At 65.0% G+C, this 25,532-nt stretch carries 24 protein-coding genes; 11 read left to right on the top strand and 13 right to left on the bottom strand.

What is annotated here, in order from left to right; translation table 11 throughout:
• Nucleotides 1-37: 37 nt before the first annotated feature.
• The 7 genes from FHS48_RS08030 to FHS48_RS08000 all read right to left on the bottom strand — a co-directional run bounded on the left by FHS48_RS08030 (nucleotide 38) and on the right by FHS48_RS08000 (nucleotide 8,844).
• Nucleotides 38-2,677 carry a glycerophosphodiester phosphodiesterase family protein gene (locus tag FHS48_RS08030; protein ID WP_184263047.1) on the bottom strand — a complete coding sequence of 880 codons (2,640 nt, stop codon included), beginning with the start codon at nucleotides 2,675-2,677 and terminating at the stop codon, nucleotides 38-40.
• A gap of 4 nt (nucleotides 2,678-2,681) precedes the next feature.
• Nucleotides 2,682-3,290 (bottom strand): hypothetical protein, encoded by a 609-nt coding sequence (locus tag FHS48_RS08025; protein WP_184263046.1) that lies wholly within the window; start codon nucleotides 3,288-3,290, stop codon nucleotides 2,682-2,684.
• Nucleotides 3,291-3,452: 162 nt separating this feature from the next.
• Complete coding sequence (locus FHS48_RS08020) at nucleotides 3,453-4,421, bottom strand: LuxR family transcriptional regulator (protein WP_260402402.1); 969 nt, start codon at nucleotides 4,419-4,421, stop codon at nucleotides 3,453-3,455.
• Nucleotides 4,422-4,570: 149 nt separating this feature from the next.
• Entirely contained in the window at nucleotides 4,571-5,281 is a 711-nt protein-coding gene (locus tag FHS48_RS08015; RefSeq protein WP_184263044.1) for a cold-shock protein, read from the bottom strand.
• A 384-nt stretch (nucleotides 5,282-5,665) separates the two neighbouring features.
• Nucleotides 5,666-6,316, bottom strand: coding sequence for a glutathione S-transferase family protein (locus FHS48_RS08010; protein WP_184263043.1), 651 nt, complete (start codon nucleotides 6,314-6,316; stop codon nucleotides 5,666-5,668).
• A gap of 16 nt (nucleotides 6,317-6,332) precedes the next feature.
• Nucleotides 6,333-7,223 (bottom strand): NAD(P)-dependent oxidoreductase, encoded by an 891-nt coding sequence (locus FHS48_RS08005; protein WP_184263042.1) that lies wholly within the window; start codon nucleotides 7,221-7,223, stop codon nucleotides 6,333-6,335.
• A gap of 607 nt (nucleotides 7,224-7,830) precedes the next feature.
• Entirely contained in the window at nucleotides 7,831-8,844 is a 1,014-nt protein-coding gene (locus FHS48_RS08000) for a hypothetical protein (RefSeq protein ID WP_184263041.1), read from the bottom strand.
• Nucleotides 8,845-8,996: 152 nt separating this feature from the next.
• Here FHS48_RS08000 and yghU point away from each other — a divergent pair, with 152 nt between their 5' ends.
• Entirely contained in the window at nucleotides 8,997-9,848 is an 852-nt protein-coding gene (gene yghU / locus FHS48_RS07995) for a glutathione-dependent disulfide-bond oxidoreductase (protein WP_184263040.1), read from the top strand.
• A gap of 76 nt (nucleotides 9,849-9,924) precedes the next feature.
• On the opposite strand, the gene FHS48_RS07990 is transcribed toward yghU, so the two are convergent.
• The 3 genes from FHS48_RS07990 to FHS48_RS07980 form a co-directional block, all read right to left on the bottom strand.
• A complete protein-coding gene (locus tag FHS48_RS07990; protein WP_184263039.1) occupies nucleotides 9,925-10,848 on the bottom strand; it encodes a hypothetical protein in 924 nt (307 codons plus the stop codon).
• A 90-nt stretch (nucleotides 10,849-10,938) separates the two neighbouring features.
• Complete coding sequence (locus FHS48_RS07985) at nucleotides 10,939-11,904, bottom strand: YaaW family protein (protein ID WP_221443424.1); 966 nt, start codon at nucleotides 11,902-11,904, stop codon at nucleotides 10,939-10,941.
• Nucleotides 11,905-11,967: 63 nt separating this feature from the next.
• On the bottom strand, nucleotides 11,968-13,104 hold the full coding sequence (locus FHS48_RS07980) for a site-specific DNA-methyltransferase (RefSeq protein WP_311769106.1): 1,137 nt from the start codon (nucleotides 13,102-13,104) through the stop codon (nucleotides 11,968-11,970).
• Between the two features lie 482 nt (nucleotides 13,105-13,586).
• On the opposite strand from FHS48_RS07980, the gene FHS48_RS07975 reads away from it, so the two are divergent.
• Both FHS48_RS07975 and FHS48_RS07970 read left to right on the top strand, forming a co-directional pair.
• Nucleotides 13,587-14,576 (top strand): YeiH family protein, encoded by a 990-nt coding sequence (locus FHS48_RS07975; RefSeq protein WP_184263038.1) that lies wholly within the window; start codon nucleotides 13,587-13,589, stop codon nucleotides 14,574-14,576.
• Nucleotides 14,573-15,460 carry a LysR substrate-binding domain-containing protein gene (locus FHS48_RS07970; protein ID WP_184263037.1) on the top strand — a complete coding sequence of 296 codons (888 nt, stop codon included), beginning with the start codon at nucleotides 14,573-14,575 and terminating at the stop codon, nucleotides 15,458-15,460. The genes FHS48_RS07975 and FHS48_RS07970 overlap by 4 nt, the downstream gene beginning before the upstream one ends.
• 6 nt (nucleotides 15,461-15,466) lie before the next feature.
• On the opposite strand, the gene FHS48_RS07965 is transcribed toward FHS48_RS07970, so the two are convergent.
• Entirely contained in the window at nucleotides 15,467-17,008 is a 1,542-nt protein-coding gene (locus tag FHS48_RS07965; protein ID WP_184263036.1) for a hypothetical protein, read from the bottom strand.
• Between the two features lie 27 nt (nucleotides 17,009-17,035).
• Nucleotides 17,036-17,983, bottom strand: a complete 948-nt coding sequence (locus FHS48_RS07960) for a glycosyltransferase family 2 protein (protein ID WP_184263035.1) — start codon at nucleotides 17,981-17,983, stop codon at nucleotides 17,036-17,038.
• Between the two features lie 267 nt (nucleotides 17,984-18,250).
• Here FHS48_RS07960 and FHS48_RS07955 point away from each other — a divergent pair, with 267 nt between their 5' ends.
• The 3 genes from FHS48_RS07955 to FHS48_RS07945 all read left to right on the top strand — a co-directional run bounded on the left by FHS48_RS07955 (nucleotide 18,251) and on the right by FHS48_RS07945 (nucleotide 20,918).
• Nucleotides 18,251-19,213 carry a dihydrodipicolinate synthase family protein gene (locus tag FHS48_RS07955; protein ID WP_184263034.1) on the top strand — a complete coding sequence of 321 codons (963 nt, stop codon included), beginning with the start codon at nucleotides 18,251-18,253 and terminating at the stop codon, nucleotides 19,211-19,213.
• 223 nt (nucleotides 19,214-19,436) lie between these two features.
• Complete coding sequence (locus FHS48_RS07950) at nucleotides 19,437-20,432, top strand: hypothetical protein (protein WP_184263033.1); 996 nt, start codon at nucleotides 19,437-19,439, stop codon at nucleotides 20,430-20,432.
• A gap of 138 nt (nucleotides 20,433-20,570) precedes the next feature.
• A complete protein-coding gene (locus tag FHS48_RS07945) occupies nucleotides 20,571-20,918 on the top strand; it encodes a DUF3088 domain-containing protein (RefSeq protein ID WP_184263032.1) in 348 nt (115 codons plus the stop codon).
• A gap of 250 nt (nucleotides 20,919-21,168) precedes the next feature.
• Here the strand turns inward: FHS48_RS07945 and FHS48_RS07940 are convergent, their stop codons facing one another.
• Entirely contained in the window at nucleotides 21,169-21,723 is a 555-nt protein-coding gene (locus FHS48_RS07940; RefSeq protein WP_184263031.1) for a DUF2239 family protein, read from the bottom strand.
• A 112-nt stretch (nucleotides 21,724-21,835) separates the two neighbouring features.
• On the opposite strand from FHS48_RS07940, the gene FHS48_RS07935 reads away from it, so the two are divergent.
• The 5 genes from FHS48_RS07935 to FHS48_RS07915 all read left to right on the top strand — a co-directional run bounded on the left by FHS48_RS07935 (nucleotide 21,836) and on the right by FHS48_RS07915 (nucleotide 25,247).
• Nucleotides 21,836-22,198: a GIY-YIG nuclease family protein gene (locus FHS48_RS07935; protein ID WP_184263030.1), complete on the top strand. Its 363-nt coding sequence runs from the start codon at nucleotides 21,836-21,838 to the stop codon at nucleotides 22,196-22,198.
• Nucleotides 22,199-22,335: 137 nt separating this feature from the next.
• A complete protein-coding gene (locus tag FHS48_RS07930) occupies nucleotides 22,336-22,557 on the top strand; it encodes a hypothetical protein (protein ID WP_260402396.1) in 222 nt (73 codons plus the stop codon).
• Nucleotides 22,558-22,561: 4 nt separating this feature from the next.
• Nucleotides 22,562-24,229 carry a portal protein gene (locus FHS48_RS07925; protein ID WP_184263028.1) on the top strand — a complete coding sequence of 556 codons (1,668 nt, stop codon included), beginning with the start codon at nucleotides 22,562-22,564 and terminating at the stop codon, nucleotides 24,227-24,229.
• 30 nt (nucleotides 24,230-24,259) lie between these two features.
• Complete coding sequence (locus tag FHS48_RS07920) at nucleotides 24,260-24,553, top strand: Bbp19 family protein (protein ID WP_184263027.1); 294 nt, start codon at nucleotides 24,260-24,262, stop codon at nucleotides 24,551-24,553.
• Nucleotides 24,546-25,247 (top strand): hypothetical protein, encoded by a 702-nt coding sequence (locus FHS48_RS07915; protein ID WP_184263026.1) that lies wholly within the window; start codon nucleotides 24,546-24,548, stop codon nucleotides 25,245-25,247. The genes FHS48_RS07920 and FHS48_RS07915 overlap by 8 nt, the downstream gene beginning before the upstream one ends.
• The last annotated feature ends 285 nt before the right edge of the window (nucleotides 25,248-25,532 follow it).

Here is a 25,532-nt window from a genome sequence, read left to right as displayed (position 1 = left end):
CCTTGCTGCAAAAGGGCCGGGCGGTGCAGATACCGGATCAGGGGCAGAACAGGGTTGGGGAGGCATCAGTGATGATAATGGCCGGTGCCTGTCCGGGCATCCGGCGCAGGGTGTCGGCCATGCCCCGGTCATCGCCGCCGGAAGCATAGACCCCGACGGACAGGCCAAGGCTGCTGGCCCGGGTCATCAGGGCGGCGGTCACATCGGTGTGGGGGATGTGCAGGCCCTGCCGCCGGGCCCCGTTCAGGGTTGCGGCAGCGGCGGCCATACCTGCCTCCTCCAGCGCCGTCCGGTTGGTCCCCGCGTCGTAGGCATCGGCGGCGGCAGCCCGCAGGCGGGTGGTGTCCATCCCCAGCTTTCCGGCGATGGCGGCCGCTTTTGCTGCTGCTGCTGTCGGGGCTGCACCGGGATCGGCCGGGCCGACCACCAGCCCCAGATACTCCACCTGCCGGTCGGCCAGACAGCGGGCGACGGCGGGGAAGGCGGTGGACCAGTAAGGCGGCTGGGTCAGGGCGGCGGTCTTTTCCAGCAAGGCATCAATCTGACGGCAGCTGGCCGGGGCCTTGACCTCGATGTTCAGGCGGATCCCAAAGCTGTTGCTGGCATCAATGGCGTCCTCCAGTACGGATGCCGGTCCGGCATCCTTGCCGTTTTCATCTAAAGCGCGCAGGTTCCGCCACTGCGCGGTGGTGAAGGTGGCTGCGGGGCGCCGGGGGCCTGAAACGGCCCGTCCGGTTACGGCATCCCGGGGGCCTGAAACGGCCCGTCCGGTTACGGCATCATGGTGCAGGGCCCAGCCGCCATCAGACAGGGGCTGAATGTCGATTTCTGCCGCACTGAAGCCGGAGCGGGCCGCCGCCCGGATGGCTGCCGCCGTATTTTCCGGGAACGGACGGCCCCCGCGATGGGCCTGTACCTCCGACGCGCAGGCGATGACCGGTGCCGGGGTTTCGGCGATGGTCTGTGCCGGTGCCGGTTCGGGTGTCCGTCCGGGAACCGGCGCAGGCGCAGGCGCAGGCGCGGGGGCAGGGGCCGGACCGGAGGCGGATCCCCCGGTCTGGGTCAGCCGGACCGGGCCGTCCGGCAAGGAGGGCAGCGGTGGCGGCTGGAAGCCATAGGTCAGACCCAGCAGCACAGAGCGCCGCAGGGCCTCGTTGACTGGATAGACAAAGTGTTCCACCTGCACCATCCAGCGGATGCCCCCGGCAATCAGGGGTCCCCGTGCCTCCCGGAGCTGACTTTCCAGTGTGGCGTAGACCGGGCTGCGGGTCAGCGCGTTGTCGGCCATCAGGCCCCCGGTCAGGGCAGCGGACAGGACACCACCGATGGCCAGTCCCCCCGGCCAGCGGCGGTTGGTCAGTAGCACCAGCACCAGATACAGACACTTCATCGTATGGGTCAGGCCGCCCAGTAACGAGAAGCCAAGGGCCAGCGGCGGCACGACAAGGCGTTCGGTTGAAACCCGCCCCAGCACCGCATGGCGGCCACCATCGGCGAAGTCCGACGGTCGGGCGGTCAGGGTGCGGATCTGGTGATCCACGGCAGCGGCCAGCAAAGGCTGGTAGGCCTGCTTTTCCACGTCTTCCGGCTGGGTCACATAGGGCAGGCTGATCCCCAGATCACCGGTCCTGAACCGCAGGTGCAGACGCTTCTGAAGGGCCGGATGGGCCATGAAGGTGGCGACGGTCAGGTCTTTGGGCAGCACAGCGTCCAGCTGAGCCCGCATTTCGGTGTCATAGGCAGTATCGGCCTTGCGGCGGATGGAAGCGGCGACGGCTCTGTTGAACCCGGCCCGGTCATCCGGGCGCCAGTCATTGTCTACCGGAATGCCCTGTGCCTGCACATCCCGCCGGACCCGCGACCAGCCCAGCCGGGGCACCGTGCCGGGACGGTAGCCTTTTTCCGCCAGCTTGCCGGTATAGGTCTTCCAGGCGCCGTCCTGCTCCGCCGTGGTGTCCCGGGTCGCCTCGACATAGCGGTTGACCCCATCGGCATAGGACCTGTAGGCGGCGTTTACCTCGGCGATCAGGGGGCGCCACAGGTCGTTATTAAAGGCGCTGAAAGAGCCAAGGCAGCCGTCCTTGCCAGGGGTGCAGCCCGAGGTCAGGTGATTGCGCAGTGTTGTCCGCAGGATGTCGTTTGCCGTCTTTTCCAGCCCCTTCAGGTCGGATGCCAGCAACGGAAAAGCAGCCAGAAAAGCCTTGGCCTCCGGTGACTGCCAGGTGTTTTCCGGCAGGTCCAGTTCGGCGATGCTCAGCTGCCCTCCCAGCATGAAGCGGGTGGCCTGTACCAGAAAGGCAGCATCACGGCGCTGTTTGCCATCGGTTGACGATACGATGGCCTTCACCAGTGCATCCTGTGCGGTAAACATGGCGGGGACTGCCACGATGACCGCTGCCGCCATCGCCATCACCTTCAGGAAGGCATACCATGTGCGCTTCAGGATCCAGCCCCAGGCGAACAGTGCCAGGGCAATGCCGGATAAGGTTCGCCCCCAGTGTTCGATCGCCTTGATCTCATCGAAGGTGGCCATGCCCCCGGCCGCATCCAGCAGTCTGGCGCTGAAGGCCAGTTCCAGCAGCAGATAGAGCAGGGTGATCCCCAGCAGCAGGATGGTGGGACCCTTGCCGGTGCCGCGCTGCCGGGTATCGACGCCGGCAAGGATGTTGATGGTCATACCGTTACCTCATCTGCCAGACGGTCACATCCCGCTGCTGGCTTTTACTCTGGACCACCGGCGGCATCTCGACCCGGTCAGGGTCAAGCCGCTGGACGGCCGGGGCCACCGGCCGGGCCGGGGGAGTATCCGGTGCGTTCCCGGGGGAAGGTTTCTTCTGCGTCGGGGGGCGCGGGGCGGTCTTTTTTGCGGGTTCGGCCACGGCTGGCGGCGGTTTGGATTGCAATGAGGCGGCGGTGACCGGTCCGAACACTCCTTTCCGGGGCTGATAGGCCCAGACCAACCCGTCCGGTCCATCCCCCATGGTGGCAACAAAACCGGCGTCGGAGCGTTTGATGAGGGTGACAGGGGTCTGGCAGTTGCCCAGCTGAATGGTGTCCATGGTGTTGTCGTGCAGCAGGTAGACCTGCGTATCAACCGGGCACCCTTTGGACGCGCCGCTGACAATCACCGCCGTCTCGCGTCCGGTTCCGGCGGTCTGTACCGTGTCGATCCGCTCCACCCCGTCCAGCGGGATGCCATAATAGGACGGCGACATCTGAAGGTCATAGCCCTCGCCGAACCGTAGCCGCCGGATCTGCCCCTTGCCTTTGGGGGTCTGGAACTGCGCCACTGTTTCGTAGGACAGCGGTTCCAGGCCCTGTAGGCCGGGAACGGACTTCCCCTGAGTGGTGACGCACCCTGAAAGGGAAGCAGAAAAAAGAATGCATGCTGAAAGTGTGAAAAATCCGCGCACTGACCTATCCCCCCAACGTCCGGCGGCTTGAGCCGGTTTTTACTCTGATCTGGTGTCTGATCCTGATGGCAGTTCGGCCGGGCCCGGTTGCTTTTTCTGGGCCAGGAACCGTGCCACGGCATGGGTTTTGGAATAAACTCCCAGCTTCTCCATGGCACTGGCGATATAGGCGTTGACCGTACGGGTGGAGATGTCGAGGATGTCAGCGATTTCCCCTGCCGTCTTGCCCTCGGCGGACCACATCAGCACGTCCAGTTCCCGTCGGGCCAGGATCACCGGCTGGATCTCCTCGGCACCCAGTTTTGCCTGCGCATGTTCATGCAGGTGGATGGCAATCAGATGGAACAGCTGGGTCAGTGATCCATCAGGGTCTGGCACAGCCTCAAGGGCGGTCAGGCTCAGCAGGCCAAGGGTGCCGGTGCTGGATCGCACGACCACGGTGATGCCATGACGCAGGCCCCATTCATAGGCATCGGCCATCATCTCCTCTTCCCCGGTTGACCGGTATCCGGCCATGAAGTCTGGCCCCCAGACCAGTGGCAGGGTCTGGGAGATGGAGGCCCGGACCACCGGATCATTATGCTGGTGGTTTTTGTTAACGTAGTTCATCACCCAGTCCATCGACTGGTCTGACAGGGCCACCATGCCGTCGGACAGATAGACCGCCGTTCCGTGACTGTTTTCTGACGGGCGCAGGCCAGCATAAGAAAAGCCACGGTAGCCCAGTGCCTTTCGCGTTTCCGTCATCAGTGCCGTGATGTCCCCGGCGGTTTCGGTTTCTGTAAGGTCTTTCAGAAATTGGACGATTCTGTGCAACGGAAGGCTCCGGGCTGTCTGTTGACGGATGACTTCTACAGGGCACGCAATATTTTGCACCCCGGAAAATCCGTCAATGACAGAAAGATAGAAAGACGATGGGATCTGCCTGCCCGGGAGAGAGAGGCAAGCCGCATATTTCTCCGGTATGTGAGGATTCGCCCGCGCCGAAAACCGGGCTGGCCGAGTCATCCGATCTGACGACATCGGCCTTCCACCCGTTGATCGGCAGCCACTTCGATGATTCTCTAGACATTCCACACCAGATTGGTGAGCGGTCAGGTCGAATGGATCGTCAAAGGAGAGCCGAAGAGGAGAGGGATGATGATGAACCGAGACGGTCACGCCTGTGTGGTGTGAGCCTTTTTGCGAAGAAACGCCGAGGCCATCAGAAGTGCGGTTGAAACCAAGGTTGCGTAGAAACCGAAAGCCAGGAGCTCAAGGAAGCTCCGACGATTCCGGGAAGCCCCCATGAATGCGTTCGTGAGGTTGTCAACGCTCGACAGGTCGGCGATGATGGCCCAGGAGTTGATGAGGGCCACAGCCGCAAAGGCGCAGGCTGCCACTTTGACCCATTTACGGTCCATCCCCTGATAGCAGAGGAAGGCAAGGCCAAGGGCGATCACGAACAGGAGTTTTCCCCAGGCCGTTTCAATCAGGGATACGGAGCCGAGGAATGGCACATGGAGAAAGGGCAGAAACAGGCAGAGGATAGCCGCAGCAGACAGGCCGACCCCGATCCGATCCTTCGGGCCTCCTTTCAGGTTTTCGAGCACTTTCTTTGCTGTGGCATCAACTTTAGCCTCCTTGGCGAACGCTGAAATCCGTTGGGCGGCATCGTTCATGTCGATTGTCATGCCTTTGGTGGCCAGGGCGTAGATGGCGGTTGCCCGGCCGTCCTTCACCTCGAAGTCGACAGTCTGGCCCGGCTTGGGAGCCGCTTCGCTCTTGAAGTCCGTGGCTGAGAAAGCGTATCGGGTTCCATCGTCACCCCGGATCAGCCCTTCCCCCGAGGAACGGTTGAAATCTAAAACAGCACCCTTCATCATCATTTTCCCTTAAGGTCCGGAGTGGCTGCATTTTTACAGCCTGATCCGAAAATCTGAAAAATTTCAGTCTCTTGTCGTTCGATTGCTGTCGTGCAAGACGGAAGTCTCAGCGAGAGTTCCTATGGCGGGCATGCAGCTATATCGAGCCGCGAGTCCGTCTCTTAAGGCTCTGATAAAGTCGATGATGGAAATAAGTCCGAAGAGGCCCCTGCCATCCGTCCGTCATTTTTTAATCTGTCCCCAAGCAGACGAAACAAGCCGTTATGTGTGCGTCTTTCATTCTTACAGGAATGAAAGACGCACCACCTTACGTCAGCTCTGGGGATGGCGGCAGTGTATACCTTGACAGATTGACGGGTATTCGAATCTGGGGCAAATTTTAAGGTTTTACACCCACGGCTGCGGCAGGCCTTCGGCCTCGCAGGTGGCAATCACCACCGGGTTGCGCATCATCCGGTGCAGGAACGGCCCCAGATGCGGCAGGTCGCGCGGGCACTGGCCGGGGGTGAAGGACCGGCCCCAGCGGCTGAGCATGAACAGGTAATAGTCCACCAGCGTCAGCTCCGCCCCCAGCAGATAGGGCCGCCCATCCGCCAGTTGCCGGTCAAGAATGCGGAACCAGTCCATGCAGCGCTTTTCCGCCGCTGCCCGGCACGCCGCCAGCGCGGTTTCCCCGTGGTCGGTGGTGAAGCGGTCGGTGTACCAGAAGGCGATCAGGTCCGGCTGCGGGCTGTTGGTCAGGAACATCAGCCACTTGTACAGCTCCGCCCGTTCCCGGGTGCCGACCGGCGGGGCCAGCTTTGCCTCCGGGTGGGTGTCAGCCAGATGCAGGCAGATGGCGGCGGTTTCAAACAGCACCATATCCCCGTCGATCAGCACCGGAATCCGCCCCGACGGGTTCAGCTTCAGGTACTCCGGCTGTTTGTGGCCGTCGTTCATGCGGTCGATCGGTTCCAGCCGGAACGGCACGCCGATGTGCCGCAGCAGCATGTGCGGGGTCATGGCGGCAGTGCCGGGGAAATGGTGCAGTACCAGCATCGGGGGCGTCTCCGGGTCAGTCGTTGGAATACAGGGTGTACAGGCCGGAATGGTCAAGGTCGCCACCCCCGGCGGCGATCAGCCGGTCGTAAAGGTCCCGCGTCAGGCGGGTGATCGGCAGGTCCAGCGTGTGGGCGTCGGCCAGATCCAGCGCCTGTTGCAGGTCCTTCCGCTGCGTTACGCTGCGGCCCCCGGGATCAAACCGGCCTTCTGCCATGCGCAGCCCGTGCAGATCCAGAATCCGCGACGCGGCGAAGCCCCCCATCAGCGCCGTGCGCAGGCGGGCCGGATCCACCCCGGCGCTGCGGGCCAGCGCCATCGCTTCGGCCACCGCGCCGATGGTCAGCCCGACAATCACCTGATTGGCCGCTTTGGCCACCTGTCCGGCCCCGGCCGCGCCGACATGGGTGATGTGCCGCCCCATCGCCTGCAACAGCGGCAAAGCCCGGGCGAAAGCGCCATCGCTGCCCCCGGCCATGATGGTCAGCGTCGCCTCCTGCGCCCCGACCTGCCCGCCGGAAACCGGGGCATCCAGCCAGTCCGCCCCCGCCGCCGTCACCTGCGCCGCCAGCCGCAGCGTCGCCGCCGGGGCGGTGGTGCCCATGTCGATCACCAGCTTCCCGCCGATCTCCCCGGCCAGCAGGGCGGCAGTCACACTCTCCACCGCCGGGGTGTCGGTCAGCATCAAAATCACCGCATCGGCCTGTGCCGCCGCCTGCGCCGGGGTGGCGGCAGTGGCGAACCCTTCCGCCGCAAACACCGCCATCGGCCCGGCAGAGCGGGTGTTGACCGTCACCGTCGCCCCGGCCCGCTTCAGCGCCCGCGCCATCGGCTGCCCCATCAGGCCCAGCCCGATTACAGCCACACGCTGCCCGCTCAGATCCGGGCGAAGAGGGGTGTCGGTCATGTCTGGGCGGCTCCTGTCGGGGCGGGGGAAAGGAGGAGAATACTGCGGGTTTCCCCCGCGCCCGCCAAGGGCCATTGGCCCTTGGATCCCGTTTTTTGGGGACAATGGCTGTCTGGGGAGTGGGGGCGTCGCTTCTTTTGGGTGTTCTTCAAAAAAGAAAAAGGGGGTTTGGGGCATTGGCCCCAATCGGGTCCGGGCGGAAGCCCGGGGGTGGGTCTGGTGGAAAGATGCGGGTTCCACCCGCGCCCGCCAAGGGCCATTGGCCCTTGGATCCCGTTTTTTGGGGGCGCAGTGGCTGTCTGGGGAGTGGGGGTGTCGCTTCTTTTGGGTGTTCTTAAAAAAAGAAAAAGGGGGTTTGGGGCATTGGCCCCAATCGGGTCCGGGCGGAAGCCCGGGGTGGTGCGGGTTCGGGGAGGGATGCGGGGTCCCCCCGCGCCCGCCAAGGGCCAAAAGGCCCTTGGATCCCGTTTTTTGGGACACAGTGGCTGTCTGGGGGCAGGCCGTCGCTTCTTTTGGGTGTTCTTCAAAAAAGAGAAAGGGGGTTTGGGGCATTGGCCCCAATCGGGTCCGGGCGGAAGCCCGGGAGAGGTGTGGCCGTTGGGGCGCCTTACCCCGCCACCGGCACCCGGTCGCGGATGGCCTGCGGCATCCGGCGCAGCAGGGTGCGGCGGGCGGAGTGCCAGAAGGCGGAGAACAGCAGCAGCACGCTGCCGACCGGCAGGGCGACAAGCGCCCAGCCGATGGAGCTTCCGGCCAGCACGGTGCTGTGGGTGACGGCGGAGACCACGGCGTACAGCACATAGACCAGCGAGGAGACGAGAATGGCGCGGCGGTCGGTGATCAGCGCCACCGCCATCAGCACCGCATAGACCGCCAGCACCAGTCCGGCCCCGGCGACGGGGGAGGACAGGTTTGGCAGCAGGCCGAATACCGGGTGCACGATCATCCCGGCGGCCAGCAGGTGCAGCCAGAAGGCGACATCAGAGCGGCGGGTGGCGCGGTCACGGTCGCTGGCATCCCAGCGCATCGCCAGCGTAAACACCACCATTCCGGCCGGCAGCACCAGCCACGGCAGCACCGGGGCGGCATCGGGGAACACCGCCAGCACCAGCGCCAGAACGGCAGCGGCGGCGGCCCCGACCCCGGCGGCGACGGTGACCGGCACCCGGAAGCGCCGCCAGTGGGCCAGTGCCCCGGCGGTGGCCAGCATGGCCCCGGCCAGCATGCCGTAAGGCTGCTGCGGCACCGGCAACAGCGGCATCAGGCTGAAGCTCAGGCCAGCCCCCAGCGCGGCGGTAAAGGCCAGCAGCAGCAGCAGGGAGGGCAGGGCCATACGGCGGCGGCGGGTGAAGTATTCGGCCAGCCCCCACGCCGCCCCGGCCACCAGCGCCCCGGCGACACCGGGGTAAACCAGCATGCCCAGCCCGGCCAGCGCCGCCAGCACCAGCGTCAGGGCGATGGAGACGAAAATGTCGTTGAAGCCGGTCAGCAGGCGGAAATGTTCCTCGTCTGCCAACCGCCCGCCCTGCCGCGCCACCACGAAGGTGCGGAAGGCGGCGGCGGTGCGGGTGTCCAGAATGCCCGCCGTGACGGCGGCGTCCAGATCCTCGTCGGTATACATGGGGCTCCCCCGCTGGTTGTGACCGTCACCATGCAGAAAACGGGGGAGGGTGGCAAGAGGGGGGGGGGGGGGGGCGGAGTTCCCCTCTGGCGGGGCCGGGAACGGGGCCTATATGCCACAGGGACTGAAGACACACCCCAAGGGGACCCGCCATGACCGACACCACCTATCAGCCGCCGAAAGTCTGGACCTTTGACGCCGAAAGCGGCGGGGCCTGGGCCAAAACCAACCGCCCGACCGCCGGGGCGCAGTATGACCGGGCGCTGCCGGAAGGGGCGCATGCCCTTCAGCTGTATTCCCTCGCCACCCCCAACGGGGCCAAGGTGTCGATCCTGCTGGAGGAGCTGCTGGACGCCGGGGTGACGGCGGCGGAATATGACGCGTGGCCGATCCGCATTTCCGACAGTGACCAGTTTTCCTCCGGGTTTGTCGCGGTCAACCCCAACTCGAAGATTCCGGCGCTGCTGGACCGCTCCGGCCCGGCCCCGGTGCGGGTGTTTGAATCCGGCCACATCCTGCTGTATCTGGCGGAAAAGTTCGGCAAATTCCTGCCCGCCGATCCGGCGCGGAAGACCGAAGTGCTGAACTGGCTGTTCTGGCTTCAGGGTGCGGCCCCGTTCGCCGGGGGCGGCTTCGGCCACTTCTACGCCTATGCTCCGGCCAAGTACGAATACCCGATCAACCGCTACACCATGGAAGTGAAGCGCCAGCTTGACCTGCTGGATAAACTGCTGGCGGAGCGCCCCTTCATCGGCGGCGCGGAGTACACCATCGCCGACATCGCGATCTGGCCGTGGTACGGGCAGATTGTGCTGAACCGGGTCTATGCCGCCGCCGAGTTCCTGGACGCCGGATCCTATCAGAACGTGCTGCGCTGGGCGGAGCAGATTGCCGCCCGCCCGGCGGTGAAGCGCGGCCTGATGGTCACCCGCACCTGGGGCGATGAGGCGGAGCAGGTGCCGGAACGCCACAGCGCCGCCGACTTCGCCGGGAAGGCGGTGTAAGCTGAACTGGTTATGTCTTTAATATTATTTTCGAAATACTGATGTCTGGCCTGATTTATCAGGCCAGACATTTATTTTATTCTGAAATTCTATTTTCATAAGGGATGAGTTTTATAAATTCATTTGATGCTGGGGATAATAAATCCCATTCCTTTATTGAAATATCCTTGGAAATACAATATTCAATCTCTTGAATATAAGATTCAGATCGCCTTATGGTCTCGGTCATAGTTAATTTTGCATGATTTATATGAGGTATATCTTCCAGTGGGATTCTGATTAAGTGCTGGGGGGAATATTCTCTCATGGGGCGGAGGAATTCATTCTGGGCTTTCGAGAGGGTTTCTGTCACCTCTCTCTGGGTTTCTGCGGCAGCGGCAGAGCCGTCGAACACCCAGTCGAAGCGGGTTTTCGCGATGCCGGAAAGGGCACAGCACTGAAAGAATGATAGGTAGGCCTCATGATCCTGATGGGCACGTGCCTCTGCCAGCATACTTGACATAAGCTTAGAATAGGTCAGATGTGCGGTGGAGAGCTTGCGGCGAAGATCATCGCCACTTGCCAGCCGGTTGGTTTTTTCGCGCCAGTGGGCGTCCTCCAAGCAGGCAAGGAGATCGGCGGACCGTTCAATATTGCGGACCTGCTGCATCCAGGTCAGGTCTCCTTGGAGTCTTGCCGTTGATCGGGCAAGGTCATCCAGCTTGCGGTCAATGTGTTTGAGCTTTGTGTTCAGCAGGGCAAATCCGGAAACCGTGACGCCAAGGGTCAAAACCTGTAATCCGAGGCTCAGGTTCATCAACTGAGAGAGGTTGTCGAGGGCAGGGGGCAGAGTTCCACCTGCCTCTACCGTTTCCAGAAAGGCCTCGCCTTCCTTTAAAAAGGCATAGATAGTGCCGTCTTTAGAGCGAATAACGCCGCCTACACGCTCCAGGGTGCCGTTGGCAAGGCCTTCGGCAATATGCTCGGGAATTTCAAGCAGAACCTGCTGTAGTGTCGCCATCTGGAGGCCTTCGGTTTTTGAGGGTATCGGGCGCGGCGGCAGAAGGAGGACTGTGGTCGATCCTTCTGCCTCATGCCGGAGACCGGGAAGTTAGGGGGTAGTTTCGGTTTCTGCGATCGCGGAGTACAGGATTTTTTGCCGGAGATAGGCAATGTGGATGACGCAGGGTACGGTGACTCTGTATGCCGGGCCAGCCAGATCAATGGCAGTCCACAGGCCTGTTATGATCCAGCCGATCGGTCCGGCGAGAACGCCGATCGTCCGTGTAAGGGCGGCATTGGCGGCGAAGGTAAGGCCTTTGCCCAAAAGCTGTTTCGCAACAGCATTGGCGACGACGGTTGCCATCCGGTACATCAGGAATCCGCTCATCTGAACTCCAACCTGGGCCATGATTGCGGTGATGGGCATCACGGCAGAAAAATCACGTCCGGTCTGGCCAGCAGCTTTCATCTCCTGGAGGAAAGTCTCCCGGTCAGCTGTGGGCATCTTTTCCCAGGCCTCTTCAAAAATCTTCACAAGTATTTTTTGCTCAGCTTCAGCAGAATTTTTAGGTATTTCTTTTATCCCAATGTGTTCACAAACGTCTCTGACAATCTCATCGTAAGGGGGGCCGTTTCCACGAAATATATTGGCAAAGCTATTTCCTCCCATAAGGCGAATCTCTTTAACAATATTGTATACATATTTTGAATGTTGAGGTGAATATGATTTGTATTCCTCTGTGTTACTTATCTCTTCCGAAATTGATGACAAAATATATGAGACCAGAGGGTCAAGGTCGTCGTCAGAGCAATTGGAGAGAAGGGGAAGGAGGCGTCCCTCGGCAATCGCTGAAAGGTCACTTTGTTTCATTTTTTTCTCGTTTGGGTAAGTGGTTTCTCTTTTTATAAAGTTTTCCCCAAAAATTAAAATCATCAAAGGGAAAATTTTTTCAGTAAAAATCATCAGTTGTACGGGGAGGTCGATGGCCTTTCTGTGGGAGGTCGTAAAGAGGGCTTTAAAATCAGGCCAGTGGCTGTGCTTATTCCTATAGTGCGGGCACAGGGCCCCCCCCATAAGAAAAACCCCCGGACCACAGGGATCCGGGGGGAAAGTCGACCAAAGGCAACGGTCCGAAACTTACTGAACCGTATGGTTAACCTCGGCACGGACTTTCTGGCGCAGCATGTCGATGGGTACCAGGGTATCGCCATGCTGGATGTGCCAGAAGGTCCAGCCGTTACAGGCCGGTGCGCCCTGTACCGCAGCCCCGACCTGATGGATGGATCCGCGGACTTCCGCGGACATAATGGTGCCGTCAGCGCGCACCTTGGCGCTGAAGCGGCCGGAGGCATCGGTCAGCACCGCGCCCGGCTGAAGCAGGCCGCGTTCCACCACGGTGCCGAACGGCACGCGCGGCTCGCTGCGCTTCGACGGGGTCAGCAGCACCGACGGGTCCTTCACCTCTTCCACCGCCGCAATGCGGCGCTGGGCGGCGGCGATATAGGCCGGGTCCTGTTCAATGCCGATGTACTGGCGGCCCAGCCGCTTGGCCGCCGCGCCGGTGGTGCCGGTGCCGAAGAACGGGTCCAGCACCACATCGCCCGGATTGGTCGATGACAGCAGCACCCGGTACAGCAGGGATTCCGGCTTCTGGGTCGGGTGCAGCTTCTGGCCGTCGTCGCCCTTCAGGCGTTCGCCGCCGGTGCACAGCGGCAGGCTCCAGTCAGAGCGCATCTGCGTGCCTTCGTTCAGCGACTTCATCGCCTCGTAATTGAAGGTGTATTTGGCATCCGGCGACTTGCTGCACCAGATCATCGTTTCATGGGCATTGGTGAAGCGGGTGCCCCGGAAGTTGGGCATCGGGTTGGTCTTGTTCCACACAATGTCGTTCAGCACCCAGAAGCCCATGTCCTGAAGGGCGGCGCCGACGCGGAAGATGTTGTGGTACGACCCGATCACCCACAGGGTGCCGTTGTCCTTCAGCACCCGGCGGGCGGCGGCCAGCCAGTCTCGGGTGAAGCGGTCGTATTCGGCGAAGCTGTCGAACTTGTCCCAGGCGTCATCGACGCCATCAACCCGGCTGTTGTCCGGGCGGGTCAGGTCGCCGCCGAGCTGAAGGTTGTACGGCGGATCAGCGAAGATCACATCCACCGACTTTTCCGGCAGGCTGTTCATGACCTGCACGCAGTCGCCGCCATAGATCACGTTGGTACGCAGGTCGGCGGCGGCGGCGTCGGAAGCGGCCTTGGCGGCGGCTTTGGTCTTGCGGGTCATCGGCGGGCTCTCAGGCAAAAAGGTAAACCGGGGGGAATTCGGTGCGGGACTGTGCATCCCGGAAGAACGGTTTTCTCCGAAGCCGAGTCGCCCGTCAAGAATCCATGGAATCAGCATCTTAGTCCGAGTCGCCGTTTTTTGGGGGCTGTGGATGACTCTGGCACTAAATTTAGTGTCAACTGATTCCGCCGGATACCGGCTATGGGGTCTCTGTTGCCAGTATGCAACACTTTTTGCCGAAGGTTAAAAAAGTGTTTCCCGAGTCGGAGCCGGACTCTCCACGAGTCGTGTTTTCATGTTTGTTCCCCGGCTGTTCTGCCGGAAGGGGCGACGCGGTGTGAACCACCCTGTGAATCGGCTGTGACTCGATTGTGGATAAGATTGATAAACTGAGTTTATTAAAATCATCATTTCAATCAGTTGGAATGATCAGCTGGTCCGGGGCATGGTCAAGGTCTTGAAAACGCGCAGGATCCCCGATCATGACACCTCTCAGGATTCCGCTGGCCCTGACCGCCCGTACCGGCTGGCTGCTGGCGCTGGCCCTTGGCGGGCTGGCGATGGCGGGCAATACCGCCGCCGCCGCCGCCGGGTGGTTCATCGGCGGGCCGCTGGCGCTGGCGCTGATCCTTGGGCTGCTGGTGCGCTGGCGCTGGCCGGGGGCGGGCGGGCTGCCCGGCCTGTCCGGCTGGGGGCGGTTCACCCTGCGGGCCGGGGTGGCGGTGCTGGGGCTGGGGGTAACGGTGCAGGATGCCGCCCGCATCGGCTGGGGCGGGGTGCTGGCGGTGGCGGCGACGCTGGCGGTGACGCTGGCGGCCACCCTGCTGGTCGGGCGCTGGCTGAAGGTGCCGCCGGGCCTGACCCGGCTGATTGCGGCGGGCACGGCGGTGTGCGGCGCTTCGGCGGTGCTGGCGGTGGCGGCGCGCCATCAGCAGGATCAGGACACCGCCGGGCATGCGGCGGTGGCGATTGCGATTGTCACCCTGTTCGGATCGCTGGGGATGGTGCTGCACCCGACCCTGTCGGCGCTGCTGCATCTGGATGCGGTGCAGGCCGGGCTGTGGGCCGGGGCCAGCCTGCATGAAGTGGCGCATGCGGTGGGGGCGGCGGTGCAGCAGGGGCCGGTGGCCGCCGATTTCGGCACCATCGCCAAGCTGGAACGGGTGGCCCTGCTGGTGCCGGTGGTGGCGCTGCTGGGCGATGGCAAACGCGGCACGCCGCCGCTGTTCCTGCTGGTGTTCGTCGGCTTTATGGCGCTGGCCAGCTTTGGGCTGGTGCCGCAGGCGGTGCAGGCGCTGGCCCGCCCGGTAAGTCTGGCCCTGCTGACCACGGCGCTGGCGGCGCTGGGGGTGTCCACCGCGCTGGCCCCGCTGAAACAGGCGGGCTGGCGGCCGGTGGCGCTGGGGCTGGTGGCGACGCTGGTGATTTTCCTCTTCAGCTTTGCGCTGATCCGGGGTTTCCTGAGTGTATGACTTTTGAGCAGCTTCGCATCTTTCTGGCCGTCGCCGACCACCTGCACTTCACGCGGGCGGCAGAGGCCCTGCACCTCAGCCAGCCCGCCGTCTCCGCCGCCGTGGCGGCGCTGGAGGACGCCCGGCAGGTGAAACTGTTCCACCGCCTCGGCCGCCGCGTGGCCCTGACCGAGGCGGGGGCCCTGCTGGTGACGGAGGCGCGGGTGATCCTGCGGCGGGTGCGGCAGGCGGAACAGATGCTGGATGAACTCTCCGGCCTGCAACGCGGCAGCCTGACGGTGGCGGCCAGCGAGACAGTGGGATCGTGGTGGCTGCCCGCCCGGCTGACCCGCTTTGCCTCGGCCTATCCCGGGCTGTCGCTGGCGCTGGAGGTCGGCAATACCGCCGCCGTGGTGGCGGCGGTGCTGGCGGGCACGGCGGATCTGGGGATTGTCGAAGGCCGGGTGGACGACGCCCGGCTGGCCCAGACCATTCTGGTGCGGGACCAGCTGGTGCTGGTGGTCGGCCCCGGCCACCGCTGGTGGACCCGCGACCACGTTTTGCCGCAGGAGGTGACGGACACCCCGTGGCTGATGCGCGAAAGCGGATCGGGCACCCGCGAAGCCTTCTTCGATGCCCTGCGACAGGCGGGGATTGAGGATAAGGCGGTGACGGTGCGCCTGACCCTGCCTTCCGGGGCCGCGATCCGTGCCGCACTGGCGGAAGGCACCTGCGCCGCCATCGTCTCGCGCCATGTGGTGGCCGATGCGCTGAAGGCCGGGCGGCTGCATGCCCCGCGCTTTGACCTGCCGCACCGGCACTTTGTGATGATCCGCCATCTGGACCGCACCCCCGGCGCGGCGGAACGCGCCTTCACCCAGTATCTGGCGAAGGGGGAGGAGTAGGGGGCCTCAGTCTTTCCGCAGGCCGGGGGCTGCCGAGAACAGCCACACCGTCATGGCGCAGAACGACAGCAGGAGCAGCGGGGCAATAATCGCCAGATAGCGGAACACATCAAAGGAATGCACCAGCCCCACCAGCAGGATGTAGGACAGCACCGCCAGCAGGCTGGCCGCCCCGGCCTTGCCCCAGACGGCCGTGGGCTCCTCCGTTTTTGCGGCGCGGCAGCGCCAGCGGACAATCAGGCACAGGCCGCAGAGCACCATCAGCGTGACATAGGCGGCATTGAAGATCTTGGGCTTGATGTCATGGTAACTGATCCGGTTGGCCGCCGTGGCCCGGCATTCGGACAGCAGGGCCCCGAACAGGGCACCACGGTGGGATGCCTCCGCCAGCACGCGGCAGTCGCCGGACAGTTCCAGTCTGCCGGGCAGCGGCGCGGCGATCACCTTGCGGATCTGGCGGCTCAGCCGTCGCAGTATCTGATCGGGCGCGGTCAGCGCCGCCGTCAGATAGGTTGTGTAGTAATACCGGGCCTCGGCCTCCGGGGCATCCGTGAAGTGGCTGTTGATCGTCCGCGCCAGATCCCCGTACGAGCAGGTATCGCCATTAAAACCCAGCGTATCCCACCCGCCTGAGCCTTGGCTCAGGATTTCGGCAGCCTGCGGCCCGACCGCCAGATCATCCGCCATCCCCCGCTGGAAGGCGACGGTCAGGACATCAAGGTTATTGCAGAACAGGGTTCTGGGGGCGAACAGTCTGGCCGTCACCGGGTCGTACTGCGCCTTCAGGTGCCGGTCAACCAGATGGAAAGGGGCAGCGGCAACGCCCCCCAGCACCAGCGCCAGCAGCAGGAACCGCAGCGGTAGCTGGTTCCGCAGCATCAGGGCGATCACCCCCGGCAGGGCAAAGGCCGTCACCAGATAATGCGGCTTCAGCAGGATCAGCAGCAGGCCAAGGGCGGTCAGCCCGGTCAGGCTGATCCATTGGGTCCGCGCATGGCCCGGCAGCAGGGCGGTGCACACCAGAAAACATTGCAGGGCCAGCAGGGCCGTAAACGCGGTTTCCGGCATGGCGGTATGGGCCAGCCCAAGCTGAGCGTAGTTGAAATCAAAGCTGATCAGCCCGGTCAGCAGCACCGCCCGCGCCGTTACCGCCCGCCATGGCGGGAGGGGGGACAGACTCTGCCCGCACCGCCACGCCAGCCATCCGGCGAAGGCAAACACCCCGGCCAGCAGCGCCATCTGGGCATAGAGCACCCGCAGGTACTGGCCGCTGTCGGGCATCAGCATGGCAAGGAACGCCGGGTAGAGAAACCCGCGCCCCAGCCACGCCGTAAAGCCCCGCCCGGCCTGAAGATCCGCCACCGGGCCAAGATAGCCGATGGAATCCGGCCAGAACACAAAGCCCTGCCCGCTGAACGCCAGATTGAGCAGGGCGGCCAGCGTGACCACCGCCACCAGCCAGCCATAGGCCCGCTGTCCGGTGAGCGTCAGCAGCCGGGTCCTGACCGGGTGTCCGTTCCTCTGTCCGTTCCTCTGTCCAGTCAGCACCGGGGGCCTCTCCTGTGGCGTGGGGGATCAGCGCGGCCGCACCGCGAGGTAGGACAGGCGCTTGTTCTCCTGCCGGCCGCGGGTGACGCTGTCGAGAATCATCCCGCAGTGCAGCGCCATGGCGGCCAGCAGCATCAGCGCCGCGCACAGCACCGCCGTCGGCAGGCGCGGCACCAGCCCGGTCCGCAGGAAATCCAGCAGCACCGGTGCCGACAGGCCGAGCGACAGGGCGGCCAGCGCCGCCGCGATCAGGCCGTAAAAGTGCAGGGGCCGTTCCAGCATATACAGCCGCAGAATAGTCTTCAGGATCCGCCAGCCGTCGCGGTAGGTGGACAGTTTGCTCTCCGATCCTTCCGGGCGGGCGCCGTAGGGGGTCATCACCTCGCCGATCGGCATGCTCAGTTCCAGCGCATGCACGGTCAGTTCGGTTTCAATTTCAAACCCGGCGGACAGGGCCGGGAACGATTTGACGAAGCGGCGGGAAAACACCCGGTACCCGGACAGCATATCGGTGAACGCGCCGCCGAAAATCTGGCGGACGCTGCCGGTCAGCATGCGGTTTCCCCACTGGTGGCCACGCCGGTAGGCGGCCCCGGCCACTTCCGACGGGGTCTGGCGGCACCCCACCACCATATCCAGCTTTTCATCGACCAGTTTATCGACCATGGCCCTGACGCTGGCGGCGTCGTAGGTGGAATCGCCGTCCACCATCACGTACACATCGGCATCAATATCGGCAAACATGCGCCGCACCACATTGCCCTTGCCTTTGGCGGCAACGTGGATGACCTCCGCCCCCATCCGGCGCGCCACCTCTGCCGTGCCATCGGTGGAGGCATTGTCAAACACATGGATCGACAGCTCCGGCATCGCGGCCCGGAAGCCGGTGATGACGTCGGCGATGGTCTGGGCCTCGTTATAGCAGGGGACCACAAGGGCGACGCTCAGGGCCCGGTCCCGGCTGTTGTTCTGCATTTCCAACGGTTGTTCCCAAATGGTCTTCGGCGTGGCGGAACCATCCCCTGACCGGGGCGTGATGTCAACGTCCGGCGCGGTTATGAAGATCTATCCTGTTGAAAAGGATTGCTCTTTTTTTGCGAAAAATTCTTGTCGACAAAAAGAATACAAAGCGTAAGATCATCCTCAACGCGGTGGGATCAGAAAGATTGTATCCGATATCCAATCTCTGATATCCTCCGCCCGGACTGAAACGCCAAGGCAGCCAACAGGACTGATCACGCCATGAACGCAAAAGTTTTCTCCGGCACCATGCCCGCCCTGATGACCCCGTGCAAAGCCGACCGCACCCCGGATTTTGAGGCGCTGGTGCGCAAGGGGCAGGAGCTGATCGCCGCCGGGATGTCGGCGGTGATTTACTGCGGCTCCATGGGCGACTGGCCGCTGCTGACCGATGAACAGCGCATGGAAGGCGTGGAACGTCTGGTCAAGGCCGGGGTGCCGGTGATCGTCGGCACCGGGGCCGTCAACACCGCCAAGGCGGTGGAGCACGCCGCCCACGCCGCCAGGGTCGGGGCCGCCGGTCTGATGGTGATCCCGCGCGTGCTGTCGCGCGGCCCGTCGCTGACGGCGCAGCGCCACCACTTCAAGGCCATTCTGTCGGCGGCACCGCAGCTTCCGGCGGTGATCTACAACAGCCCGTACTACGGCTTCGCCACCCGCGCCGACCTGTTCTTCGCCCTGCGCGCCGAACACCCGAATCTGGTCGGCTTCAAGGAATTCGGTGGCCCGGATGACATGTCCTACGCCGCCGAAACCATCACCAGCGCCGATGACAGCGTCGCCCTGATGGTGGGCGTGGATACCTGCGTGTTCCACGGCATTGTCAACTGCGGGGCCACCGGTGCCATCACCGGCATCGGCTGCGTGCTGCCGAAGGAAGTGCTGCACATGGTCGCCCTGTCCAACGCCGCCGCCAAGGGCGATGTTGAGGCCCGCCAGCGGGCGCTGGAGCTGGAAGCGGCGCTGAAGGTGCTGTCCACCTTCGACGAAGGCCCGGATCTGGTGCTGTACTTCAAGCACCTGATGGTGCTGAAGGGCAACCCGGAATACACCCTGCACTTCTACGAAACCGACGCCCTGACCCCCAGCCAGCGCGGCTTTGCCGAGGCCCAGCTTAAGCTGTTTGATGCGTGGTATGCCGACTGGTCGAAGCTGCCGGGCGCGGTGCAGACCTATAAGGTTTAAGTCCTTCCGTTGCGCCGCTGTCTGTTCCCACAGTCCGTGGCCGAGGCAGACCCCCGCTCAAGGTGGCTTGAGCGGGGGTTTTGCTGTTGGGGGCCTGCCGTCGGGCATGGACCGGCGACGGGGTGGGATGGAGGGGAAATTTGCACGCAAAGGTTATTTTTTTGCGCCGTGAAACCTGCAATTTATGATAGTAAGACTCATTATCATTATTCACGGGGGCATCATGACTGTATCCGCATTTTCTCCGCTGCTGCGGGCGGCCCGGTTTATCGGCGGTCTGCTGCGGGCCGATGGCGCTGAGCGGCTGGGGCTGCTGGGGCTGGGGGCGATCCTGATCATCGCGGGGGCCGAGGTGGCGGGGCCGGTGCTGCTGGGCCTTGCCGTGACCGATCTGGCCGCCCCGTCTCTGCCCGAAGCCCCGATGGCCGGACTGTGGGCGCTGCTGCTGGCCGGTGGCTTTGTCGTCTGCCGGTTGCTGTCCGGCGGGCTGGGGGCGGTCCGTGATCATGCCCTGTACCGGCTGGGGCGTAGGCTGAACGAGGCCGTCGCGCTGCGGGCGGTGGATCATCTGTCCCGGCGGGGGCCGGGGCAGCGGTCCGGCCCGGGGGCTGAACCGGTCAACCGGGGGGTGGAGGCGGCCTATGGTGTCACCGAAGCCTTGGCCTTCGGGGTGCTGCCGGTGCTGGTGCAGGCCGCTGGCGTGGCCGTGGTGCTGCTGGTGGTGGCGGGGCCGCTGTACGCCCTGCTGGGGCTGGGCGGGGCGGCCCTCTACACCGCCGTGGTGGCGGGGGGACTGGCGCGGCAGGCCCCGGTGATTGCCCGCCTGAACGCGGACTATACCGGGATTGAGGACGCGATGACGGAGGCCGGGGCGGATGGCGCTGCCTCCCGGGTGCGGAGCCGTCTGGCGGAGGGCTTTGCCGGGGTGCGGGAGGCGGATCAGACGGTGGCCCGGCTGCACCTGCGGTGCGGTCTGCTGGAGGCGGCGGTACTGATGGCGACGCTGGCGGCGGTGGTCGGGCTGTCGGCTGAAGCGGTGCTGGCCGGGGCGGCCCCGGTTGGCCTGCTGGTGATGGTGGCGGCGCTGACCGTGCTGCTGTTCACCCCGCTGCGGGGAATGGTGCAGCAGGCGGTGGTGGCCGGGCGGCAGGCGGCAGGGCTGATGCCGCTGATCGACCTGCTGGAGACCCCGGAGGCCGTTGCCAACGGCGGAAAGTGACGCCTGTGCCTGCAGCCGGGGTGTCTGGCTGACGCCCTCGATGGCCGGTTCAAGGTGGCAGGTCTTGTCTTCTGTCGAGACGTGCCTGATCTTTCAATCTGCCATACGATCTTCCCGATAGATGGACTGGAGAATGGGATGACCCGCGACAGGCTGTTTTTATTGCGACCGGATTTTGCCGATCCGGCCTATCCGGGGCAGCGGTTTTACTGCTGGCATTGTGCGCTTTTGGAAGGTGTTCTGGTGTCTTTCCCGGAACTGGCGAAGCGGTTTGACGTTGAGCGGATCGCATGGCCGCGCCCACGCCAGCCGGTCATTGCTCTGGTGGGAGAGGAAAACCAGTCACTCCCCTTGCTTGTGCTGGCGGAGGGCGCGGCCTCGGTCCATCAGACAGGTGTCTACGGAGGGCGGAGTTTCATTTCTGATAAGGACAAAATCCTCGCCGCCCTGTCAGAGCGCCATGGCTTTCCTGTCCCGCATCCGTGATCTTCCGGAGGGGCCACCGGCCCCCTTCGGGCTTTGCCTGAAATCGTAAAGGGGTGCGGGGCTGGTGGCCCCCTTCGGGCTTTGCCTGAAATCGTAAAGGGGTGCGGGGCTGGTGGCCCCCTTCGGGCTTTGCCCGGAATCGTAAAGGGGTGCGGGGCCGGTGGCCCCGCGCGGGTGTGGGCGGCAGCCCACCAAAAAAATCCCTTTGAAAAAGACCGGTGCGGGCGGCAGCCCGGCCCCCCCCTTTTCCTCACCCCGCCGCCAGATGTTCCGCATACTGGCGCAGGTCATGCGGCCAGTCGGCGATGCGGGCGGAGAACCCGGCGCTGTCCCCGGCGAACAGGGCGCGCAGGGCGTCTTCGTAGCCCGGCAGATCCCCGGCGATTGCCTGAAGGAAGCGATAGGTGGCCTCCTGTCGCTGGCGGGGGGAGGGCGGGGCGGCGGCTTCGGCGCGGCGGGCGTCGTCGATCAGGCGGCGCAGCACCACCGATGCCCCGCCGGGCTGGGTCGCCAGCCAGTCCCAGTGGCGCGGCAGCAGGGTGACTTCCCGCCCGATCACCCCCAGCTTCGGGCGGCCCCGGCCTTTCGGGGCGTCGCTGTCTTCCGGGGTTTCGGCGGCGGGCGGGGGGGCCACCGGGGCCGGGCGGGCATCGGGATCGGTCTGGTGGCCGGTGGCGTCGTTAAAAATCAGCACCGGGCCGGTGTGGGCCTCCGCCTGCGCGGCAAGGGCGGCGCGGGTGACCTCGGCCAGCGGCCCGTGGCACAGGCGGCGGTATCCGGCGAAGGCGGTGTAGGTGGCGGTCATGGTGGTCTCCTTGCGGTTGCTGTGCATTTATTACCCGGATAAAAACCTTGCGTCAATATTATCCGGGTAATAATCTGCGCCTGATCATTTCCATCAGGACAGGAGACAGGCGATGGACCGGCAACAGCGCGATGCGGCAATGGAAGCCTATCGTGAGAGGCCCCAGCAGGCCGGGGTTTATGCCATCACCTGCGCCATCACCGGGCAGGAATGGATTGGCAGTGCCCCGGATGTGCGGACCATCCAAAACCGCCTGTGGTTCGGCCTGCGCCTTGGCGGCGGCGGGCGGGTGACCGGGGCCGGGATGACCGCCCTTCAGGCGGCGTGGCAGCAGCACGGCGAGGCCGCTTTCACCTTCACCGTACTGGAAACCCGCGATGCCGACGATCCGGAACCCGACCCCCGCCGCCTGCGCCAGTGGCTGACCGCCCGCGCGGCGGAGTGGCAGGGGCGGCGTGGTGCGATGGAGCTGTAATAGTCGGGGAGGGGGCACTTTACGGTAATTCGGACTGTTTGGGGATTTTGGGGCGAAATTGCTATGGTGAGTCCACCGCAGATTATTCGCCTGCCCCCGACCGGGGCGGGCCAGCCGCAGGAGGATACCCCATGTGCATGGCCGGAGGAGGAACCCCGTCCGTTCCCGTTGCCGTCACCCCGCCGGAAGCCCCGAAGGAGCCGGTGAAACAGGCCGATACGCAGGTGCAGCAGGCGTCTGACAGCCTGCGCCGTCAGGCGGCGCTGGCCGGGGCCAGCCGGGGCGGCACCCTGCTGACCGGCGGGCAGGGCATCACCGCCGCCGCCGATCTGGCCCGCAAGACCCTGCTGGGGGCGTAAGGCGATGGATGCCAAGGCCCCCTATCTGCGGCGGCTGGCCGCCCTGACGGCGGAGCGCACGCCTTACCTTGCGCCGTGGCAGGCGGTGCGCGATTTTGTGCTGCCGTGGCATGGCCGTTTCCCCGGCGAGGCCGGGGGCAAGGCCCGCACCATCAACACCGACCGCATTCTGGATAACACCGCCACACTGGCGCACCGGGTGCTGGCCAGCGGCCTGATGGCCGGGGTGACCTCGCCCGCCCGCCCGTGGTTCCGGCTGGGGGTGCCCGATCCGCGTCTGGCCGACAACGCCGCCGTCAAGCTGTGGCTGCACGATGCCGAACGCATGCTGCGCACGGTGTTCGCCCGTTCCAACCTTTATAATGCGCTGGCGGCGCTGTACGAGGAACTGGCCGCCTTCGGCCCGGCGGTGATGCTGGTGCATGAAGACCCGGATCCGGAGGGCAGCGTTGTCACCGCCCAGACCCTGACCGTCGGCGAATTCTGTCTGGCGCAGGATGCCGCCGGGCGGGTCAACACCCTGTACCGCGACTGTCAGATGACGGTGGCACAGGTGGTGGCGGAATTCGGGCTGGAGGCGGTCAGCGCCGGGGTGCGCCGCCAGCACGGGGCCGGGCGGCTGGATGGCCCGGTGCGGGTGGTGCAGGTGATCGAGCCCGACCCCGCCTTCGGCACCGATCCGGCGGCCCGCCGCTTCCGCGAGGTGTGGTTTGAAACCGCCGGAGAGCCGGACCGTCTGCTGCGGCAGGGCGGCTATGATGTGTTCCCCGCCCTGTGCCCGCGCTGGGGGCTGGCCGGGACCGGCGATGTTTACGGCTGGTCGCCGCTGCTGTCGGCGCTGGGCGATGTGCGGCAGTTGCAGGCAATGGAGCGGGCCTATGCGCAGGCGGTGGCCAAAATGGTCAATCCGCCGCTGGTGGCGCCGTCCTCGCTGCGCGGCATTCCGGTCAACGCCCTGCCGGGGGGTGTCAACTTTGTCGATACGCTTCAGGGCGGGGCCGCCGGGGTGCGGTCGCTGTACGACGTGCAGCCGCGCACGGTGGAGCTGCAACAGTCGATGGAGTTTGTGCGCCAGCGCATCCGCCGTGCCTGTTACGAAGACGTGTGGCTGATGGTCTCCGACCTTGACCGCGCCACCGTCACCGCCACCGAGATCGAGGCGCGGCGGCAGGAAAAGCTGCTGCTGCTCGGCCCGGTGCTGGAGCGGCTGCATCACGATCTGCTCGATCCGCTGGTGGAGCGGGTGTTCCGCATCATGGTGCGGCAGGCGCTGCCGGACTGGCAGCGCGGGTTTGACAGTCCGCTGCTGCCGCTGCCACCGCCGGAGCTGCGCGGCCTGCCGCTGCGGGTGGACTATATTTCCGTGCTGGCCGACGCCCAGAAGGCGGTGGCGCTGGGCGGGATTGAGCGGGTGGCGGCCTTTGTCGGCGCGCTGGCCGGGGCCTATCCGCAGGTGCGCGACAAGTTCGATGCCGATCAGGCGGTGGATGAGTTCGCCGATGCGGCCGGGGCACCGGTGCGGCTGGTCCGGCCTGATCCCGCTGTTGCCGGTCTGCGGGCGGACCGCGCCCGGCAGCAGGCGGCGCAACAGCAGCTCGACACGCTGGGGCAGGTTGCCACCATCGCCCGCACCGGGGCCGAAGCCGCCCGGGCGATTGGTCTGGGCACCTGACGGTTTTACCATGGGGAGAAAATAACCAAATTGGATAATTTCAGCGAAAAAATCACCGATGAGGAAGAAATCCGGCGGCGCGATCACGATGATCTGCGCGCCGTGCTGGCCCTGCCGGAAGGGCAACGGCTGCTGCGCCGGATCCTGCGCACCGCCGGGCCGCTGACCCTCGGCCTTGGTGACACCGCCGAGGCCACCGGTTTCCGGCAGGGCGGGCGGTGGCTGGGCCTGTGGCTGCTGGCGGAAGCGCTGGCGGCTGATACCGCCGCCGCTGCCGCCCTGCTGACCGACTACGCCACCGAACCCGGAGCCATCCATGTCTGAGGATCTGACCCATGCTGACCCCTTCCTCTCCGCCGCCGGTTCTGCCGCCGCCGCCGCCGTCTCTGGCCCCGAAGTCCCGCCCGCGTCCGCCGGGGGGGCGTCCTCCGGCCCCGCCCCGGGTGCGTCTGCCGTCGGCGGCGCTGCTGCGCCGTCTGGGCCTGCCGCCGGAGCTGCTGTTGCCGGGTCTGATGCGGCAGGCAGCGCGGCAGGCGCGGCAACGCCCGCCCAAGGGCTGACTCCCGAGGCCTATCAGCCGTTCACCCTGCCGCAGGACATGGCGGTTGATGACGGGCTGCTGGGCCGGTTCCGCAGTGTGGCTGCCGGTCTGGGCCTGACCCAGCAGCAGGCGCAGCAACTGGTTGACCTGCGGGTGGAGCAGGCGCGGCAGGAGGCCGAGGCCCACACCGCCTGTTCCCGCCAGTGGGTGGAACAGGCCCGGCGTGATCCGGAATTCGGCGGGGCCGGGTTCCAGACCGCGCTGGCGGTGGCCGACCGGGGCCTTGCCGCCTTCGCCACCCCGGACCTGCGGACCCTGCTCGACCACACCGGGCTGGGCAACCACCCGGAGGTGATCCGGCTGGCCTACCGCATCGGCCGCACACTGGCCGAACCCGGCCCGGTGCAGCCCGGCGCGGTTCCGGCGGAAGCGATGAGCACCGCTGACTTTTATGCCCGGGAAGTCTTCGGGTCCTGAGACCCGAAGACTTCCCGGTCTTTTTTAGTGGCCCCTTGTATGTTTCCCCCACACAGGCGTACGCCTGTGTGGGGGAAACATACAAGGGGCCCATCAAACAAACGGAGGGCCACCGGCCCGACTGGCCCATTGAGGGCCCGTCCGCCCATGCGGACGTAAGCCAAGGGCGCGGATGCGCCCGCCCGGCGTTTGAGATACCGTGTTGACCGTCAAGACGGATGAAACGGTTTTCTTGTTTTCATGATGCCATAGGCGATGACGAGCAGTTTTCTGGCAACGGCGACG

The sequence above is a fragment of the Novispirillum itersonii genome (assembly GCF_014205675.1).
GTDB lineage: Bacteria > Pseudomonadota > Alphaproteobacteria > Rhodospirillales > Rhodospirillaceae > Novispirillum > Novispirillum itersonii_A.
This window is presented reverse-complemented; position numbering and strand designations above follow the sequence as displayed.

Bases quoted from the DNA above. Each gene is read 5' to 3' on its own strand.
- FHS48_RS08030 (WP_184263047.1), bottom strand. From the start codon at position 2,677: ATGACCATCAACATCCTTGCCGGCGTCGATACCCGGCAGCGCGGCACC.
- FHS48_RS08020 (WP_260402402.1), bottom strand. From the start codon at position 4,421: ATGACTCGGCCAGCCCGGTTTTCGGCGCGGGCGAATCCTCACATACCG.
- FHS48_RS08015 (WP_184263044.1), bottom strand. From the start codon at position 5,281: ATGATGATGAAGGGTGCTGTTTTAGATTTCAACCGTTCCTCGGGGGAA.
- FHS48_RS08010 (WP_184263043.1), bottom strand. From the start codon at position 6,316: ATGCTGGTACTGCACCATTTCCCCGGCACTGCCGCCATGACCCCGCAC.
- FHS48_RS08005 (WP_184263042.1), bottom strand. From the start codon at position 7,223: ATGACCGACACCCCTCTTCGCCCGGATCTGAGCGGGCAGCGTGTGGCT.
- FHS48_RS08000 (WP_184263041.1), bottom strand. From the start codon at position 8,844: ATGTATACCGACGAGGATCTGGACGCCGCCGTCACGGCGGGCATTCTG.
- yghU (WP_184263040.1), top strand. From the start codon at position 8,997: ATGACCGACACCACCTATCAGCCGCCGAAAGTCTGGACCTTTGACGCC.
- FHS48_RS07990 (WP_184263039.1), bottom strand. From the start codon at position 10,848: ATGGCGACACTACAGCAGGTTCTGCTTGAAATTCCCGAGCATATTGCC.
- FHS48_RS07985 (WP_221443424.1), bottom strand. From the start codon at position 11,904: ATGGGGGGGGCCCTGTGCCCGCACTATAGGAATAAGCACAGCCACTGG.
- FHS48_RS07980 (WP_311769106.1), bottom strand. From the start codon at position 13,104: ATGACCCGCAAGACCAAAGCCGCCGCCAAGGCCGCTTCCGACGCCGCC.
- FHS48_RS07975 (WP_184263038.1), top strand. From the start codon at position 13,587: ATGACACCTCTCAGGATTCCGCTGGCCCTGACCGCCCGTACCGGCTGG.
- FHS48_RS07970 (WP_184263037.1), top strand. From the start codon at position 14,573: ATGACTTTTGAGCAGCTTCGCATCTTTCTGGCCGTCGCCGACCACCTG.
- FHS48_RS07960 (WP_184263035.1), bottom strand. From the start codon at position 17,983: ATGCAGAACAACAGCCGGGACCGGGCCCTGAGCGTCGCCCTTGTGGTC.
- FHS48_RS07955 (WP_184263034.1), top strand. From the start codon at position 18,251: ATGAACGCAAAAGTTTTCTCCGGCACCATGCCCGCCCTGATGACCCCG.
- FHS48_RS07950 (WP_184263033.1), top strand. From the start codon at position 19,437: ATGACTGTATCCGCATTTTCTCCGCTGCTGCGGGCGGCCCGGTTTATC.
- FHS48_RS07945 (WP_184263032.1), top strand. From the start codon at position 20,571: ATGACCCGCGACAGGCTGTTTTTATTGCGACCGGATTTTGCCGATCCG.
- FHS48_RS07940 (WP_184263031.1), bottom strand. From the start codon at position 21,723: ATGACCGCCACCTACACCGCCTTCGCCGGATACCGCCGCCTGTGCCAC.
- FHS48_RS07935 (WP_184263030.1), top strand. From the start codon at position 21,836: ATGGACCGGCAACAGCGCGATGCGGCAATGGAAGCCTATCGTGAGAGG.
- FHS48_RS07930 (WP_260402396.1), top strand. From the start codon at position 22,336: ATGGCCGGAGGAGGAACCCCGTCCGTTCCCGTTGCCGTCACCCCGCCG.
- FHS48_RS07925 (WP_184263028.1), top strand. From the start codon at position 22,562: ATGGATGCCAAGGCCCCCTATCTGCGGCGGCTGGCCGCCCTGACGGCG.
- FHS48_RS07915 (WP_184263026.1), top strand. From the start codon at position 24,546: ATGTCTGAGGATCTGACCCATGCTGACCCCTTCCTCTCCGCCGCCGGT.